The following is a 16381-nucleotide window of genomic DNA, read 5'->3' as shown; positions in this document are numbered from 1 at the left end:
CTTGAAAATGCTTTGGTGCTGCACTGCACAGTAGAGCAACGCAGATGCAATGCCAGCGCTGCGAAAGGCGGAGGAAGCGGGATGGCGTGGGTGGCTGGCGTCGATGGCTGCAAGGGGGGCTGGATCGCCGCCATTGCGTCCGATGACGGGGGCGGAGCGCCGATCATCCGCGTGGTTCCACGCTTCGCAGATCTGTTCGCCGGCGAGATCGTGCCGGACCTCGTTGCGGTGGACATGCCGATCGGCCTGCCGGATCGGATACAGGGTTCCGGACGTGGGCCGGAGCAGGCGGTGCGTGCTCTCCTTGGGGACAGGCAATCTTCCGTCTTCTCGATTCCCGCGCGCCGGGCGGTCGAGGCGACCGACTATTGGGAAGCCTGCGCGCTGGCGCTCGCTGCCTCTGATCCGCCGCGGAAGGTCTCGAAACAGGGCTTTCACCTGTTTCCCAAGATTCGCGAGATCGATGGTCTGCTGCGATCAGAGCCCGGTCTGCGGGAGCGGGTCCATGAGGTTCATCCCGAACTTGCCTTCCGCACGATGCGCGGCGCACCGCTGCTCCGCCCCAAGAAGATCAAGGGCGTGGTCAATCCGGAGGGCATGGCTGAGCGGCGCAGCCTGCTGACCGCTGCCGGGATTCCGGCAGAGGCGGCCAATGCTCGGCCGCCGCGCGGGGCTGCGGCCGACGACCTTCTCGATGCGCTGGCGGCGCTGGTCGTCGCCCGGCACATTGCCGCCGGGCGTGGACGCCCCTTCCCCGATCCGCCGGGACGCGATAGCCACGGGCTTCCGATTGCGATCTGGACCTATCGTCCAACCTCCGAGCCTCGTCAGGATATCGTCATGAGCGCACGCCCCGTCACCCGTCCGATGATCGAGGAAGCGGCGGCGCGCATCGCCGGCCATGCCCGCGTCACGCCCGTGATGCGGCTGGGTACCGGGGCTTTCGGCTCTGATGCGGATGTCTCGCTCAAGCTCGAATGCCTGCAGCACGCCGGCTCGTTCAAGACGCGCGGCGCCTTCAACAACCTGCTCTCGCTGCCGGTGCTGGTGGCCGGCGTCTCCGCGGCATCCGGCGGCAACCATGGCGCGGCGGTGGCCTATGCCGCGATGAAGCGCGGCGTGAAGGCGACGATCTTCGTGCCGGAGATCTCGCCCGCGGCTAAGATCGAGGCGATCAAGCGCTTCGGCGCTGAGGTCGTGGTCGGCGGCGCCCAGTATGACGATGCCCAGGCCGCTTGCGACCGTTTCGTCGCGGAGACCGGTGCGCTCAAGATCCATCCCTTCGCAGCTGCGGAGACCATTACAGGCCAGGGGACGCTCGGCCGCGAATGGGACGGCCAGGAGCCCGATCTCGACACCGTGCTCGTCGCGGTCGGCGGTGGCGGCCTGATCTCGGGCATCGCCAGCTGGTTCGCTGGCAGCAAGGTCAAGGTCGTCGGCGTCGAGCCCGAGGGCTCGCGCGCCTTGCAGGCGGCGTTCGACGCGAATGGGCCGGTCGAGGTCAAGGTCGCCTCGGTCGCCGCGGATTCGCTGGGCGCCCGCAATGTCGGCCAGCTCGTCTATGACGTGACCAAGGACAGCGTCGATCACGTCGCGCTCGTGCCGGATGCGGCGATCACGGAGGCGCAAGCGCTGCTCTGGCGCGATTTCCGCCTCGCGGTCGAGCCGGGCGGGGCGGCAGCCTTGGGCGCGTTGCTTTGCGGCGCCTACAAGCCCGCCAAGGGCGAGCGGCTCGGCGTTCTCGTCTGCGGCGCCAATGTCGATTTGACGAAGCTGGCGGCGATCGTGGGGTGAAGGGGCGATGATCGCGGCCTGTCCCCTCTCCCCTTGCGGGAGAGGGTTAGGGTGAGGGGTCGCGCGAGGCTGCCGATGAGGTTTTCGCCAAGGCTGGTCCGAAAGGGCGGTGCGACCCCTCATCCGGCGCTTCGCGCCACCTTCTCCCGCAAGGGGAGAAGGGAAACGCACTGCTTAGCCGATATGGCATAGTTCCGGGGGCTGGACGCGGCCCCTGATTGCAACGCAAACTTGCCTGCGATCAGGAGGCGATGCATGCCCGGCTCTAGCCCTAAGACCAGTTCCGGCCGTTTCTTCGAGGATTTCCAGCTCGGCGACACCATCGTCCATGCGACGCCGCGCACGGTGCGGGCCGGCGACGCGGCGCTCTATTCGGCGCTCTACGGCTCGCGTTTCGCCGTGCAGTCCTCGGACGCCTTCGCGGCGGCGATCGGCTATCCCACGGCGCCGATCGACGACCTGTTGGTCTTTCATATCGTCTTCGGCAAGACGGTGCCGGATGTCTCGCTGAATGCCGTCGCCAATCTCGGCTATGCCGACGGGCGCTTCCTGAGGCCGGTCTATCCGGGCGACACGCTCTCGACCACCTCCGAGGTGATCGGGCTGAAGCAGACCTCCTCGGGGGATGCCGGCATCGTCTATGTCCGCTCGATCGGCCGCAACCAGAACGGCGAGATCGTGCTGAGCTATGCGCGCTGGGTTCTGGTGCGCAAGCGCGAGCCCGGCACGCCGGCCCATGCCGAGCAGGTGCCGGAGCTGGCCAAGGCCGTGCTGCCGGAACAGCTCGGCGAGAGCTGCCCCCGGATCGAGCTTGCGGGTTACGACGATGCGCTGGCCGGCTCGCGCTTCCGTTGGGCCGACTATGCCGTGGGCGAGCGGATCGACCATGTCGACGGCATGACTGTCGAGGAGGCGGAGCATCAGCTGGCGACCCGGCTCTACCAGAACACGGCGCGGGTGCATTTCGACGCCCATGCGGCGCAGGGGACCCGCTTCGGCAAGCGCCTGATCTATGGCGGCCATGTCATCAGCCTGGCGCGGGCGCTCTCTTTCAACGGGCTCGGCAACGCCTTCCATATCGCCGCGATCAATGGCGGGCGCCATGTCGCGCCGCTCTTCGCCGGCGACACGGTCTATGCCTGGAGCGAGGTGCTGGGCAGCGCGGAGGTTCCCGGCCGCAGCGATGTCGGCGCGCTGCGCCTCCGACTCGTCGCGACCAAGAACCGGCCCTGCACCGACTACCCGCTGAAGGCCGGGGACCAGTATGATCCGAGCGTGATCCTCGATTTCGACTACTGGGCGCTGCTGCCGCGATGACGAGCTTCCGTCATTGCGAGCGCAGCGAAGTAATCCAGGGGGACTGGGTTGAACGGTTCAGCCCAATCCTCCTGGATTGCTCCGTCGCTTCGCTCCTCGCAATGACGGCTGTGGGTCTGACGGATATTGTCGGACGGGAGTCGCGCTAACGCTTTCGTAACAAAATGACGATTTTCAGAATCTGTAACTTCGTTATGCACCTGCCGCATTGCAGCGCCGGAACGGTTTCGTTAGACAACCAGTCACTCTAGAATGATCCCAAATGGGTCCGTCCTTGTCGAGGGACCGCTTGATCGGAGAACGATATTGGCCGAGGTCAAGCCCGCAGCTCGCCCGCTTTCGCCCCACCTGCAAATCTATCGCTGGTCCTGGACGATGGCGATGTCCGTCGCCCATCGCGTCACCGGCACGGGGCTCTATCTCGGCACGGTGCTGATCGCCGCCTGGCTGGTCGCCGCCGCGTCCGGCCCGGCTGCCTTCGATGCGGCACAGGCCATCGCCGGCTCCTTCCTCGGCCGCCTCGTGCTCTTCCTCTACAGCTTCTCGCTGATCCACCACATGGTCGGCGGCCTCCGTCATTTCGTCTGGGATATGGGCAAGGGCTATGAGCCGCAGACCCGGATGAACATGGCGAAGTTCACGCTCGTTGCCTCGGTGAGCCTGACGGTCCTGATCTGGATCGTCGCCCTGGTCCTGCGCTGAGGAGCCCCGTCATGCTGTCCAATTCCTCGATGCGCACCCCGCTTGGCCGCGTTCGCGGCCTCGGCTCCGCCAAGTCCGGCACCGGCCATTTCTGGCTGCAGCGCGTCACCGCCGTCTCGAACCTGATCCTGACGGTGATCTTCGTCGGTATCGTCATCGCGCTGGTCGGCCGGCCCTATCCGGCCGCGGTCGCGCTTCTGTCGAACCCCTGCGTCGCGATCCTGATGCTGCTCTTCATCCTCTCGGCCTGCATCCATATGCGTCTCGGCATGCAGGTCATCATCGAGGATTACATCCATGGCGAGGGGGCCAAGGTCCTCGCCGTCATGGCCAACACCTTCTTCGCCATCGCCGTTGGTGCCGCCAGCGTCTACGCGGTGCTGAAGCTGTCTTTTGGAGGCTGATCCGATGGCGATCACAAAATCCCGCCCGGTCCCGGCCTATACCGGCACCGCCTATCCGATCACCGACCACACCTTCGACGTTGTCGTCGTCGGCGCCGGCGGCGCCGGCCTTCGCGCAACCGTAGGCTGCTCGCAGGCCGGCCTGCGCACGGCCTGCATCTCGAAGGTGTTCCCGACCCGCTCGCACACTGTCGCAGCCCAGGGCGGCGTCGCCGCCTCGCTCGGCAACATGGGCAAGGACACCTGGCAGTGGCACATGTACGACACCGTGAAGGGGTCGGACTGGCTCGGCGACCAGGACGCCATCGAATATCTCGTGCGCAACGCGCCGGCCGCCGTCTACGAGCTCGAGCACTGGGGCGTGCCCTTCTCGCGCACCGAGGACGGCCGCATCTACCAGCGCCCCTTCGGCGGCATGACCACCGAGTTCGGCGAAGGCCCGCCGGCCCAGCGCACCTGCGCCGCGGCCGACCGCACCGGCCACGCCATGCTGCACACGCTCTATGGCCAGGCGCTGCGTTACAATACCGAGTTCTTCATCGAGTATTTCGCCATCGACCTGATCATGGACGAGGATGGCCATTGCCGCGGCGTGATCGCGCTCAAGCTCGATGACGGCACGCTGCACCGCTTCCGTTCGCAGCAGACCATCCTGGCAACCGGCGGCTATGGCCGCGCCTATTTCTCCGCGACCTCGGCCCATACCTGTACCGGCGACGGCGGCGGCATGGTGCTGCGCGCCGGCCTGCCGTTGCAGGACATGGAGTTCGTGCAGTTCCATCCGACCGGCATCTACGGCTCGGGCTGCCTGATCACCGAAGGCGCGCGCGGCGAGGGCGGCTATCTCACCAATTCCGAGGGCGAGCGCTTCATGGAGCGCTATGCCCCTTCGGCCAAGGACCTCGCTTCGCGCGACGTCGTCTCGCGCTCGATGACGATGGAGATCCGGGCTGGCCGCGGCGTCGGCAAGGACAAGGACCACATCTACCTGCATCTCGACCATCTCGACCCGAAGATCCTGCACGAGCGCCTGCCCGGCATCTCGGAGAGCGCCAAGATTTTCGCCGGCGTCGACGTGACCCGCGAGCCGATCCCGGTGCTGCCGACGGTGCACTACAACATGGGCGGCATCCCCACGAACTATCACGGGGAAGTGCTGACCAAGGTCGGCGGCGATCCGGATACGGTCGTGCCCGGCCTGATGGCGATCGGCGAAGCGGCCTGCGTCTCCGTGCACGGCGCCAACCGCCTCGGCTCGAACTCGCTGATCGACCTCGTGGTCTTCGGCCGCGCGGCCGGCCTGCGCTGCGCCGACACGGTGACGGCGGGCGAGAAGCAGCCCGAACTGCCGAAGGGTTCTTCGGACCTCGCGCTCAGCCGCCTCGACAAGTACCGCAACGCCTCTGGCGGCACGCCGACCGCGGTGCTGCGCGACCGGATGCAGCGGACGATGCAGAACAACTGCGCCGTCTATCGCGAGGGCGACACGCTCGAAGAGGGCCACAAGCTCATCCACGAGGTCTGGAACGGCATCACCGATGTCGGCACCAAGGACCGCTCGCTGATCTGGAACTCCGACCTGATCGAGACCCTGGAATTCGACAACCTGATCACCCAGGCGGTCGTCACCATGGACTCGGCGCTGAACCGTCCGGAAAGCCGCGGCGCCCATGCCCGCGAGGACTATCCGAACCGGGACGACAAGGACTGGATGAAGCACACGCTCGCCTGGATCGACGACGAGAAGCGCACGATCACGCTCGATGACCGGCCGGTGCACACTTACACGATGTCCAACGACATCGAGTACATCAAGCCCAAGGCACGGGTGTACTGAGGGACTCCGATGGCTGAATTCAATCTTCCGAAGAACTCCCGCCTCGTCGAGGGCAAGGCCTGGCCGAAGCCGGCCGGCGCCAAGAAGCTGACCGAGTTCAAGGTCTATCGCTGGAGCCCGGACGACACCGAGAATCCGCGCACCGACACCTATTATGTCGATCGCGACGATTGCGGGCCGATGGTTCTCGACGCGCTGATCTGGATCAAGAACAAGGTCGACCCGACGCTGACCTTCCGCCGTTCCTGCCGCGAAGGCATCTGCGGTTCCTGCGCCATGAACATGGACGGCAAGAACGGTCTGGCCTGCACCACCGGCATCGACGAGTGCGGCGGCACCGGCAAGAATGCGGGCAAGGTCGCGATCTACCCGCTGCCGCATATGCCCGTGGTCAAGGACCTCGTGCCGGACCTGACGCGCTTCTACGCCCAGCATGCCTCGATCGAACCCTGGCTGAAGACCACGACGCCGGCTCCCGAGAAGGAATGGCGCCAGGCCAAGGACGACCGCGAGAAGCTCGACGGGCTCTACGAGTGCATTCTCTGCGCCTGCTGCTCGACTTCCTGCCCGAGCTACTGGTGGAACGGCGACCGCTACCTCGGCCCGGCCGCGCTGCTGCAGGCCTATCGCTGGCTGATCGATAGCCGCGACGAGGCGACCGGCGACCGGCTCGACAATCTGGAAGATCCCTTCCGACTCTATCGCTGCCACACCATCATGAACTGCGCGAATGCCTGCCCGAAGGGCCTGAACCCGGCCAAGGCGATCGCCGAGGTCAAGAAGATGATGGTCGCCCGTCAGGTCTGATGACGCGCGTCATCCCGTGCGCGCTGCGGCATGCAATGCCGCTGCGCAGACACGGGACCGTTTTCCGATAAGGGCGCGTTCTCGTTTGGGGCGCGCCTTTTTCGTTGAAGGGCGCCCTCTCCTGAGGACGGTCCCGCATCTGCGCAGCAGCACTTCGTGCCGCAGCGCGTGCGGGAAGACACGCTCCATCAGCGGATATAGCGCCCCGGCCTGAAGGGCGTCGGGTCGATCGGCGGCTTCTCGCCGCAGACCATCGCGGCGATCATCTCGCCGGTGATCGGGCCGGTCGAGAAGCCGATATGCTGGTTGCCGAAGGCGAGCCAGAGGCCGGGATTGCGGGGCGCCTCGCCGATCATCGGCAAGGAATCCGGCAAGGTCGGCCGGGCGCCGCGCCAGGTTTCGCCGACGGCCTCGCCGAGCGGGAAGGCTTCGCGGGCCGCAGCGGTGGCGCCGTCGATCTGACGGTGTTCGTCGGGGGCGTCGCGGAAGGACAGGTCGACGCCGCTGGTGACGCGAAAACCCTGCTCCATCGGCGCCATGTAATAGGCGCCGTCGACATCGTAGATCGGCCGCGACAGGCCGGTGCCGGATTCCGGCTTGAGATGGCGGTGGTAGCCGCGCTCGACATCGAGCTTGGGATCGATTCCGAGCGGCTTTAGCAGGTCGCCGCTCCAGGGGCCGAGCGCGACGACCGCGAGATCGGCCTCGAAGCTGCCCGACGCGGTGCTCGCGCGCCAGCCATTGCCGTTGCGGGCAAGCCCGGTGATCGCTTCCTGCTCGATCCTGCCGCCGCGTTGAGCGAAGAGCGCGGCATAAGCTTCGGTGACGGCGCCGGGGGAATCGACCGAGCCGACGCAGGGGATCAGGAGCCCGGCCGGAAAGATCGGGTTCAGGCTGGGCTCGATGCCGGAAATACCTTGTCGGTCGAGAATTTGGGACTCGATGCCGTGGCTCTTCAGGAAATCATGCTCGGCGCGGGCGGCGTCATGGCCGGCCTCGCTGCGCCAGAGCTTGAGCGTGCCGGTCTCGCGCAGGCGGTGCGAGACGCCGGCCTCGGCCATCAGGGCGCGGTGGCGCTCGACCGTGCTCGCCGTCAGCGCCTGCAAGGCGGTGATGCGGGCCTTGGCCTGCGAGGGCCGGGCCTCCCAAAGGAAGCGCAGCAGCCAACCTGGCCGGCTGAAGGCGCGGTGCCAGCTCAGGTTGAGCGCGGGATGGCGGTTGCCGAGATAGCCTGTGATCTTGGCGTAGAGCGAGGGGTTGTTGAGCGGGAGGAGCGAGGACGTCGCGAGCACGCCGGCATTGCCGTAGGAGGTTTCGCGGCCCGGTTCCTTGCGGTCGATCAGCGTGACCGCGATGCCGCGCTTCTGGAGCGCAAGCGCGCAGGAGACGCCGACCATGCCGGCGCCGAGAACGAGAGCTGTGCGGGTCAAGGGTATGTCTTTCCGGCTTCAGCCGGCTCCTTCAGCCAATGGTCGAGGAAGGCGTCCAGCCAGAGCCGGATCGCCGGATCGTGCTGGAACCAGCCAGGGATATGGGTGTGGCCGAGCTGGGCGCCCGGCATCAACGTGCGCTCATAGCCGCGCACCGACCAGCGATACATCATCGCCGGCGTCACTTCGGGGTGAAACTGGATGCCATAGGCCTTCGAACCGGTGCGGATGGCCTGGACCGGAAAATCCCCGCCGGTCGCAAGGCATTCCGCCCCGTTCGGGCAGTCGAAGCCGTCGCGATGCCATTGATAGACCGTGCCGGGCCAGCTGAAGCCGACTGTGGCGGCATGGGAATGGCCGGCATCGGTGACCGCGAGCGGATAATAACCGACTTCGGCACGGCCCTCGCCATGGGTATAGACGCGCGCGCCCATATGCTTCGCCAGCATCTGCGCGCCCAGGCAGATGCCGAGGAAGGCGGCATCCTCCTTCAGGCAGGTCCCGATCCAGTCGATCTCGACCTTGATGAAATCCTCGGGATCGTTGGCGCCCATCGGGCCGCCGAAGATCACGGCGCCGGCATGCTCGCGCATGGTCGTGGGCAGAGCATCGCCGAAGCGCGGCTTGCGGATGTCGAGCGCGTGGCCGCGGGCCTGCAGCAGCCGGCCGACGCGGCCAGGCGTCGAATGCTCCTGATGCAGCACGATCAGCACCGGCTTGGGTACGGTGCTCCGCTTGCGGGTGGTAAGGGGAGAGCGGGTGCGGCGGGCCGGACGCAAAGGGAAGGCGTGGTCGTTCATCACGGACTTCAAGGTCGCTCGCGCGGGACGTTTGGGAGAGACGGCGCGCGAAGCCATGCCAGATCGCTTCCGAGCATGCGGTTCCAGACGGAACGAAGCAAGCAATTTGTGCGCCGGAATGCGGCAATGGTCCGGCAATCCTCGCCCCGCCCATAGCTGCGAGAGGCGTTTTGCTTGACGTCGGTCGCCGTATCTGAGATGAGAATGAACGTTCATTCTCATGATATCGAGTTTCGATGCCGCCCGTGGTTCCCGCATCGTCGTCCGAATCCGCCCTCTCGGAGCGTCATATCCGCATCCTCGATGCGGCCGAGCGCGTCTTCGCGCGCGCCGGCTTCCATGCCGCGACAATGCAGGATGTCGCGGCTGAAGCCGGCATGAGCCCGGGCAATCTCTATCGCTATTTCTCGTCGAAGGACGCGATCATCGAGGGCATGACCGAGCGCGACCGCAGCCTGATCGCCGAGGATTTCGGCAAGCTCTGTCCGAAGAACGGTTCGTTGCTCGACCAGCTCGAGGAGCTCGGCCGCAAGCATCTCGTGCAGCAGCCGCGCGAAAAGGCTGTCATCGCCCTGCAGATCTGGGCGGAAGCCGCGCGCAATCCCGGCATGGCGCGGATGTGCGCGGATATCGAGGGCACCGTGATCCAAGGCCTGGCGGCCGCGATCAGCGAAGCCAAGAGCAATGGTGAATTGCCGCCGCGGCTCGACGAGGGCCGCTTCCTGATGGCGGTCTCGATGATGGCGGACGGCTTCTTCTGCCGGCGGGCGATGGACCCGAATTTCGATACCACCGCCGCCGCCGACACGCTTTTCGCCGGCATGCGCCAGCTCGCGCAGACCATGCTCCTGCCCGAAATGGAGACGCAGCCGTGATCTCTGCCTCCGCCAGGTTTTTTCCGTTGCCGTCCGGCCTGATGGCCGCAACAGGATCCTCTCCGATGCCTCTTCGTTCGATCGTTCCGCTTACCGCGATGATCGCCCTCGGCCTGATGGCCGCGCCCCTGCCTGCGCGGGCCGAGACGGCCAAGCAGCAGGCTGCGGCCGCTGGCCCTTCCGTCACGGTGACGCAGGCGCAGACCACCGAGATCGTCCAGAGCGTGGTCGTCTCCGGCTCGATCGTCGCGCGCGACGAGATCCTGGTCGCGCCGGAGGTCGACGGGCTCTCGATCGTCGAATTGCTGGCACAGGAAGGCGACAAGGTCGCGCGCGGACAGGTTCTCGCCCGGCTGAACCGCATGACGCTCGATGTCCAGAAGGTGCAGAACGACGCGCAGATCGCCCGCGCTGAGGCGTTGGTCGCCCAGGCCAATGCCCAGATCGCCGAGGCCGACGCCAATCTCGTCCAGGCCAACAACGCTTTCGACCGCACCAAGGCGCTGCGCGAGAGTGGCAATGCCAGTGTCGAGATGTTCGACCAGCGCGCCGCCGCTGCTCGCTCCGGACAGGCGCGCGCGAATTCGGCCCGGCAGGCGCTGGCGATCGCCAGTGCCGATCTCGCCCTGGCACAGGCGCAAGGCAAGGACATCGCCGTCAAGCTGGCGCGCACCGAGATCAAGGCGCCGCGCGCCGGCACCATCAGCCGACGCACGGCCCGGCTCGGCGCGATGGCGAGCATGTTGCCGCAGAGCGATCCGTTGTTCCGGATCATCGCCGATGGCGCGGTCGAACTGGAGACGCAGGTCGCGGAGGTCGAGCTTCCTCGGCTCAAGCTCGGGCAGGCCGTCGCGGTCACGCCAGCCGGCGCCAAGGAGGCCTTGGCCGGTAGCATCCGCCTGATCATGCCGGAGGTTGACAAGGCGTCGCGGCTCGGCCGCGTCCTCGTGGCGCTCGACGGCAATCCGCCAGTCGCCATCGGCTCCTTCGCGCGCGGCGTCATCGAGACCGGCCGCAAGCGCACTGTCACCCTGCCGCTTTCGGCCATCACCTATAGCCGCTCGGGCGCGACGGTTCAGTCGGTCAAGGACGGCAAGGTCACGACCAAGCCGGTGACGCTCGGGCTGGTCGGCGATGGCCGCGCGGAGATCGCGAGCGGCATCTCCGCGGGCGAGACGGTGGTGGCGCGCGCCGGCACATTCGTGCGCGACGGCGACGTGATCACGCCGGTCGCGACGAACTGACGGGCGGCGGCGATGAACGTCAATTTCTCAGCCTGGTCGATCCGAAAGCCGGTTCCGGCCATCCTGCTCTTCGTCGTGCTCTGCGTGCTCGGGCTGCTTGCCTTCTCGAAGCTGCCGGTGACGCGCTTCCCGAATATCGACGTGCCGCTGGTCTCGGTCACCGTGACGCAGTCCGGCGCTGCGCCGGCCGAGCTCGAAAGCCAGGTCAGCAAGCGCGTCGAGGACACGGTCGCCAATATCACCGGCGTCAAGCACGTCACCTCGACGCTGACCGACGGCCAGTCGCTGACGCTGATCGAGTTCCGGCTGGAGACGAACACCGACCGGGCCGTCAACGACGTCAAGGACGCGATCGCCAAGATCCGCGCCGACCTGCCGCGCACCATCGACGAGCCGATCATCCAGCGCATCGATGTCGAGGGTCAGTCGATCCTGACCTATGGCGCGGCTTCGGCCGGCATGACGCTGGAACAGCTCTCCTGGCATGTCGACGATGTCGTCGCGCGCGAATTGCAGGGCCTGAAGGGTGTCGGCCGGGTCGAGCGCTATGGTGGCGTCGACCGCGAGATCCGCATCTCGCTCGATCCCGACCGGCTGCTCGCGCTCGGCATCACCGCCGGCGAAGTCAACCGCCAGATCCGCGCCACCAATGTCGATCTCGCCGGCGGGCGCGGCGAGGTCGGCGGGCAGGAGCAGGCGATCCGCACGCTCGCCGGCGCACGGACCGTCGCGGACTTGGCCGAGACCAAGATCACGCTGTCCGGCGGGCGCGAGGTGCGCCTGAAGGAACTCGGCCGTGTCGAGGATTCCAATTCCGAGCCGCGCGCCTTCGGCCGGCTGAACAAGAGCCCCGTCGTGACCTTCGCGGTGTTCCGCTCGAAGGGCTCGAGCGAGCTCTCGGTCAAGGATGTCGTGTCGCAGCGCGTGGGAGAGCTGAACAAGCGCTTTCCGGACATCAAGCTCACGCCGATCGACGACGCCGTCGCCTATACCTACGGCAACTACAAGGCGGCGATGGAGACGCTGCTGGAGGGCGCGGCGCTCGCCGTCATCGTCGTCTTCCTGTTCCTGCGCAACTGGCGGGCGACGTTGATCACCGCAATCGCGTTGCCGCTTTCCGCCATCCCCACCTTCTGGGCGATGGAGCTGATGGGCTTCTCGCTCAACCTCGTCAGCCTGCTCGGCATCACGCTGGTGACGGGCATCCTCGTCGACGACGCCATCGTCGAAATCGAGAACATCGTCCGGCACATGAAGATGGGCAAATCGCCCTATCGCGCGGCAATGGAAGCTGCCGACGAGATCGGGCTCGCGGTCATCGCGATCACGCTGACCATCGTCGCGATCTTCGCGCCGGTCTCCTTCATGGGCGGTGTCGCCGGCCAGTATTTCCGGCAGTTCGGCCTGACGGTCGCGGTCGCCGTGCTATTCTCGTTGCTCGTGGCGCGCCTGATCACGCCGATGATGGCGGCCTATCTGATGAAGCCGGTCCATCATGCCGATCCCAAGGACGGGCTCGTCATGCGCGGCTATGTCGGCCTGCTCAAGGGCACGCTGAAGAAGCGCCGCATCCCGTTCTTCCCGCGCTTCGATGGCACCGGGCGCTGGCGCACCATGCCGTTCAATACGGCCTATGCGACGCTGATCGTCGGCTTCATGTTCCTGGTCGGTTCGATCCAGGCGACGCAGATGCTGCCGACCGGCTTCATCCCGGACGAGGATACCTCGCGCGTCGTCGCCTCGGTGGAACTGCCGCCCGGCTCGACGCTGGAAGATACCCGCGTCACCACCGACAAGCTCGTCGATGTCCTGAAGACCATTCCCGAGGTGCGCGACGTCTTCGTGCTCGGCGGTGCATCGCCGACCGGTCAGCGCGAGGTGCGCCGCGCCGCGGTCTTCATCCTGCTCAAGCCCAAGGCCGAGCGCGACATCAGGCAGAAGGAACTGAAGGTCACCATCGCCGAGAAGCTCGCGAGCGTACCGGACGTGCGCGCCTGGTATGTCAACGAGCGCGGCGAGCGCGAGATGGCCTTCTCGATCCTGTCCAAGGACGGCGAGGCGCTCGATGCTGCCGTCGCCAAGATCGAGGCGCGGATGCGCCGGGTCGACGGCTATCTCAATGTCGCGACCGCGGGCTCGCTGAGCCGCCCGGAGCTGCGGGTCACGCCGAAGCTGGAGGAGGCTGCCAATCTCGGCGTCACGCCCGAGGCGATCTCGGAAGCCGTGCGCGTCGCCACGATCGGCGATGTCGGGCCGAACCTTGCCAAGTTCAACGCGGGCGACCGGCTGGTGCCGATCCGCGTCCAGCTCGACGAGACCGCCCGCACCGACATGCGCAATATCGCGGCGCTCCGCGTGACCAATGCGACCGGCGTCTCGATCCCGATGACGGCGGTGGCCGATATCGGCTTCGGCGAGGGGCCGAGTTCGATCGATCGTTATGACCGCGTCCGCCGGGCGCAGATCGGCGCCGACCTGAAGCGCGGCTTCGAGCTCGGCACGGCCCAGGACACATTCCAGGAGATCGTCAGGCAAGTCGGCTTGCCTCCGGGCGTCTGGATCGCCGCGACCGGCGATGCCGAGATCCAGGGCGAGGTCGTGCAGGGCTTCATCACCGCGATGACCACCGGCCTGATGCTGGTGCTGGCGGTGCTGATCCTGCTGTTCGGCTCGGTTTTCCAGCCGATCACGATCCTGCTCTCGCTGCCGCTCTCCTTCGGCGGCGTGGTGATCGCGCTGCTCGCGACCAATAACGCCGTCTCGATGCCGGTCTATATCGGCCTGCTGATGCTGATGGGCATCGTCACCAAGAACGCGATCATGCTGGTCGATTTCGCGGTCGAGGAGGTCGGGCGCGGCAAGGACCGCTTTACGGCGCTGATCGAGGCCGGCCGCAAGCGCGCGCGGCCGATCCTGATGACCACGATCGCGATGGCGGCGGGCATGCTCCCCTCGGCCTATGGCGTCGGCGACGGCGGCGAGTTCCGCGCGCCGATGGCGATCGCGGTGATCGGCGGCCTGATCGTCTCGACCGTGCTCTCGCTGGTCTTCGTGCCGTCCTTCTACATGGTGATGGACGATCTCTCGCGGGCGACCGGCTGGCTCTTCGGCCGCTTCTTCGGCAAGGCCGAGGACGAAAGCCAGTGGGAGCCGATCGAGGAGCACGCGGCACCCGCGATCGCGACGGCGGAAGCGATGTCGAAGCCCGCTCCGCCGCGCATGGCGGCGGAGTGAGGCATCAGGGCTGGAGTTCGAGCGGGAAGGGCGTGCGTTCGTAGATCGCTTCGAGGCCGTTGCGAATGATGAACTCCTCTTCCCACTGGCGGAGGAGGGCGGCGATGCCAGCGCGGTCCTCGGCTTCGATCAGAGGCCAGAGCTGTTCGATCGACTCCTTGAAGCTTTCCTCGCTCCAGGCCGGCAAATAATGCGGCCCTTTTGCTTTCATTTCCATAATAGCTTCGGCGGCTGTTCGGAAATCTCCGAGAGCAGCATGAAGTCGGAGTTTGTGAAGCGGCGAGTTGAGCCAGGCATTCCATCTCTCTTCCATTGGGTGGTGCAAGGAGAGTAGTTTTTCGATCGCGTCGACAGAACGCAGGATTGGCAGGATTTCAGCCTCGACAACCTCGATGACGGCCTCTTGGTGACGCGGATGCGACCAGTAGATTTCCTTGATGTTCGGCGTGACGAAATTCGTGCCGCAAATTCCCCCTTGGGCAGAGCCACGAGGGTAGAAAGTGTAGCCGATAGACCAAAAGTGGTCGGGGTAATCGGCATAGGCGCTCCTGAGGATATAGAAGCCTCGTATCAGGTGATTGATCGGGCACAGCACGATCTTGTCGCCGTATTCGGCCTTGATGATCGTCAGATCGGGATGCCGCTCTACAATTGCCTGAAAAAGACCCCGGATCTGCTTTTTCGTCGTCATTGCCGCCTCGGTCTGACTTCGATCACGATTGCTCGGTTGAAGCCCGGCTTCGAAAGATAGCCTGCCACGCCGAGATCGTAGGAGCGCGGCGCCGACAGACCTGCCTTACCGGTTTTGAAGTCATAGATGCACATCGTACCGTCGGAACGATACTCGACGGCATCGATTCTGAGCCTTGCGGCATAGCCATACGGAATTGGTTGGAGACCAGTTTCCATGGCTGTCTTGTATGCAGAAATCTCGGCGCGAAGATTGGGATACCCTGCTGAATCGATCTGCTCTTTCAAGCGCCGATGGATATAGGTTCCATAGACTGCTGGCGACGGATAGTCGCTAACCGGGCCCTCACCCAGCCGCAGCTTCCCGCCGCGCCAGCGCGTCCCGATAGGCTTGCGTCAGCTCGTCGAGCACGGATTGCTCGGGCCGGGCTGCGTCGAGATGGAGATGCCTCAGCTCCTGCATGAAGCGCTCCCAGAGCGCCGGGCCGCCTTCGCTCAAGAGTTCGGCGCGGATCGAGAGTTCCTCGGTCACCGGCAGGAAGTTTCGGCCCCATTCGCCCATTGCGGCGAAGACCGGGACGAGCGCGATGCCCATCTCGGTCAGGCTGTAGATCGCCTTCTGCTTGTGGCTGGCGTCGTCGCGGCGCGAGAGCAGGCCCTTCTCCACGAGGCGCTTCAGGCGGTCGGCGAGGATGTTCGAGGCGATGCCCTCGTCCGATTTCGCCAGCAATTCGCGAAAATGCCGGCGGTTGCCGAACATGATGTCGCGGAGCACGATCAGGCTCCAGCGATCGCCCAGGATTTCCAGCGTCAGATTGATCGGACAGCCCGAACGGCCGGTCTCGCGCATGCTCGTCTCCAAAACCGATTGCAATATAGGATCGGTTTCGTTAACCAGCAACTGATTGCAAATCAAAACTGGTTTTGACCGGACCTATCAGGAGGATGCGATGGCCAAGGTGATCGTCTGGAATCTGATGACGCTGGAGACGAGGCTGACATAGCCGGCACCGGAGCGGTCGCGGGCGCGGCGCACCGCCAGGATATAGGCGGCATAGGACAGGGCGGCACCGAAGGCGAGGCCGTCGCCGAAGAGATTGCCGGTGATCTGTCCGGCGCCAATGAACTTCGGGAGAACCAGCAGGATGGCGCCCGCGACCGCCAGCATCAGCGCGCCGAGAATGCGCAGCGAGGGCTTGTCGCCGAGCAGAAGCCAGCCGCCGAGAGATTGCCGAACCGATCTTGCC

The 16381-nt window shown here is 65.9% G+C and carries 15 protein-coding genes; 9 read left to right on the top strand and 6 right to left on the bottom strand.

Annotated elements, in window-relative coordinates:
• Positions 1 to 81 precede the first annotated feature (81 nt).
• The 6 genes from Q0Q02_RS23810 (at position 82) to Q0Q02_RS12640 (ending at position 6861) form a co-directional block, all read left to right on the top strand.
• A complete protein-coding gene (locus Q0Q02_RS23810) occupies positions 82 to 1794 on the top strand; it encodes a serine/threonine dehydratase (protein WP_367275031.1) in 1713 nt (570 codons plus the stop codon).
• Between the two features lie 255 nt (positions 1795 to 2049).
• Positions 2050 to 3111 carry a MaoC family dehydratase gene (locus tag Q0Q02_RS12660; RefSeq protein WP_293809891.1) on the top strand — a complete coding sequence of 354 codons (1062 nt, stop codon included), beginning with the start codon at positions 2050 to 2052 and terminating at the stop codon, positions 3109 to 3111.
• Positions 3112 to 3414: 303 nt separating this feature from the next.
• The gene (sdhC, locus tag Q0Q02_RS12655) at positions 3415 to 3813 is read left to right on the top strand and encodes a succinate dehydrogenase, cytochrome b556 subunit (RefSeq protein WP_293809927.1); all 399 of its coding nucleotides are present in this window, start codon (positions 3415 to 3417) and stop codon (positions 3811 to 3813) included.
• Positions 3814 to 3824: 11 nt separating this feature from the next.
• Positions 3825 to 4217, top strand: a complete 393-nt coding sequence (sdhD, locus tag Q0Q02_RS12650; RefSeq protein WP_293809889.1) for a succinate dehydrogenase, hydrophobic membrane anchor protein — start codon at positions 3825 to 3827, stop codon at positions 4215 to 4217.
• 4 nt (positions 4218 to 4221) lie between these two features.
• Positions 4222 to 6054, top strand: coding sequence for a succinate dehydrogenase flavoprotein subunit (gene sdhA / locus Q0Q02_RS12645; RefSeq protein WP_293809887.1), 1833 nt, complete (start codon positions 4222 to 4224; stop codon positions 6052 to 6054).
• Between the two features lie 9 nt (positions 6055 to 6063).
• Positions 6064 to 6861 (top strand): succinate dehydrogenase iron-sulfur subunit, encoded by a 798-nt coding sequence (locus tag Q0Q02_RS12640; RefSeq protein ID WP_293809885.1) that lies wholly within the window; start codon positions 6064 to 6066, stop codon positions 6859 to 6861.
• A 188-nt stretch (positions 6862 to 7049) separates the two neighbouring features.
• Here Q0Q02_RS12640 and Q0Q02_RS12635 read toward each other — a convergent pair whose 3' ends face one another.
• Positions 7050 to 8291, bottom strand: coding sequence for an FAD-dependent oxidoreductase (locus tag Q0Q02_RS12635; RefSeq protein WP_293809883.1), 1242 nt, complete (start codon positions 8289 to 8291; stop codon positions 7050 to 7052).
• Positions 8288 to 9091 carry a glutamine amidotransferase gene (locus Q0Q02_RS12630; RefSeq protein WP_293809881.1) on the bottom strand — a complete coding sequence of 268 codons (804 nt, stop codon included), beginning with the start codon at positions 9089 to 9091 and terminating at the stop codon, positions 8288 to 8290. Before Q0Q02_RS12630 ends, Q0Q02_RS12635 begins: the two co-directional genes overlap by 4 nt.
• A gap of 236 nt (positions 9092 to 9327) precedes the next feature.
• Between Q0Q02_RS12630 and Q0Q02_RS12625 the strand changes: the two genes are divergently transcribed.
• The 3 genes from Q0Q02_RS12625 to Q0Q02_RS12615 all read left to right on the top strand — a co-directional run bounded on the left by Q0Q02_RS12625 (position 9328) and on the right by Q0Q02_RS12615 (position 14444).
• Positions 9328 to 9966: a TetR/AcrR family transcriptional regulator gene (locus Q0Q02_RS12625; RefSeq protein ID WP_293809879.1), complete on the top strand. Its 639-nt coding sequence runs from the start codon at positions 9328 to 9330 to the stop codon at positions 9964 to 9966.
• A 65-nt stretch (positions 9967 to 10031) separates the two neighbouring features.
• Positions 10032 to 11210 carry an efflux RND transporter periplasmic adaptor subunit gene (locus tag Q0Q02_RS12620; RefSeq protein WP_293809878.1) on the top strand — a complete coding sequence of 393 codons (1179 nt, stop codon included), beginning with the start codon at positions 10032 to 10034 and terminating at the stop codon, positions 11208 to 11210.
• Between the two features lie 12 nt (positions 11211 to 11222).
• Positions 11223 to 14444, top strand: coding sequence for an efflux RND transporter permease subunit (locus tag Q0Q02_RS12615; RefSeq protein ID WP_293809877.1), 3222 nt, complete (start codon positions 11223 to 11225; stop codon positions 14442 to 14444).
• A 4-nt stretch (positions 14445 to 14448) separates the two neighbouring features.
• Here the strand turns inward: Q0Q02_RS12615 and Q0Q02_RS12610 are convergent, their stop codons facing one another.
• The 4 genes from Q0Q02_RS12610 to Q0Q02_RS12595 form a co-directional block, all read right to left on the bottom strand.
• Complete coding sequence (locus Q0Q02_RS12610; RefSeq protein ID WP_293809876.1) at positions 14449 to 15135, bottom strand: hypothetical protein; 687 nt, start codon at positions 15133 to 15135, stop codon at positions 14449 to 14451.
• Positions 15132 to 15422: a hypothetical protein gene (locus tag Q0Q02_RS12605; protein ID WP_293809874.1), complete on the bottom strand. Its 291-nt coding sequence runs from the start codon at positions 15420 to 15422 to the stop codon at positions 15132 to 15134. Before Q0Q02_RS12605 ends, Q0Q02_RS12610 begins: the two co-directional genes overlap by 4 nt.
• Before the next feature lie 58 nt (positions 15423 to 15480).
• Positions 15481 to 15984: a helix-turn-helix domain-containing protein gene (locus Q0Q02_RS12600; protein WP_293809872.1), complete on the bottom strand. Its 504-nt coding sequence runs from the start codon at positions 15982 to 15984 to the stop codon at positions 15481 to 15483.
• Positions 15985 to 16071: 87 nt separating this feature from the next.
• Entirely contained in the window at positions 16072 to 16302 is a 231-nt protein-coding gene (locus Q0Q02_RS12595) for a hypothetical protein (RefSeq protein ID WP_293809870.1), read from the bottom strand.
• Positions 16303 to 16381: the final 79 nt, after the last annotated feature.

The sequence above is a fragment of the uncultured Allobosea sp. genome, assembly GCF_945956895.1.
Taxonomy (GTDB): domain Bacteria; phylum Pseudomonadota; class Alphaproteobacteria; order Rhizobiales; family Beijerinckiaceae; genus Allobosea.
The sequence above is the reverse complement of the archived record's forward strand: the minus strand, read 5'-3'. Positions and strand labels throughout refer to the sequence as shown.

Coding starts and splice junctions, on each gene's coding strand:
- Q0Q02_RS12595 (WP_293809870.1), bottom strand. CDS start 16,302: ATGCTGGCGGTCGCGGGCGCCATCCTGCTGGTTCTCCCGAAGTTCATT.
- Q0Q02_RS12620 (WP_293809878.1), top strand. CDS start 10,032: ATGCCTCTTCGTTCGATCGTTCCGCTTACCGCGATGATCGCCCTCGGC.
- Q0Q02_RS12640 (WP_293809885.1), top strand. CDS start 6,064: ATGGCTGAATTCAATCTTCCGAAGAACTCCCGCCTCGTCGAGGGCAAG.
- sdhA (WP_293809887.1), top strand. CDS start 4,222: ATGGCGATCACAAAATCCCGCCCGGTCCCGGCCTATACCGGCACCGCC.
- sdhD (WP_293809889.1), top strand. CDS start 3,825: ATGCTGTCCAATTCCTCGATGCGCACCCCGCTTGGCCGCGTTCGCGGC.
- Q0Q02_RS12600 (WP_293809872.1), bottom strand. CDS start 15,984: ATGCGCGAGACCGGCCGTTCGGGCTGTCCGATCAATCTGACGCTGGAA.
- Q0Q02_RS12610 (WP_293809876.1), bottom strand. CDS start 15,135: ATGACGACGAAAAAGCAGATCCGGGGTCTTTTTCAGGCAATTGTAGAG.
- Q0Q02_RS12630 (WP_293809881.1), bottom strand. CDS start 9,091: ATGAACGACCACGCCTTCCCTTTGCGTCCGGCCCGCCGCACCCGCTCT.
- Q0Q02_RS12615 (WP_293809877.1), top strand. CDS start 11,223: ATGAACGTCAATTTCTCAGCCTGGTCGATCCGAAAGCCGGTTCCGGCC.
- Q0Q02_RS12660 (WP_293809891.1), top strand. CDS start 2,050: ATGCCCGGCTCTAGCCCTAAGACCAGTTCCGGCCGTTTCTTCGAGGAT.
- Q0Q02_RS12625 (WP_293809879.1), top strand. CDS start 9,328: ATGCCGCCCGTGGTTCCCGCATCGTCGTCCGAATCCGCCCTCTCGGAG.
- Q0Q02_RS23810 (WP_367275031.1), top strand. CDS start 82: ATGGCGTGGGTGGCTGGCGTCGATGGCTGCAAGGGGGGCTGGATCGCC.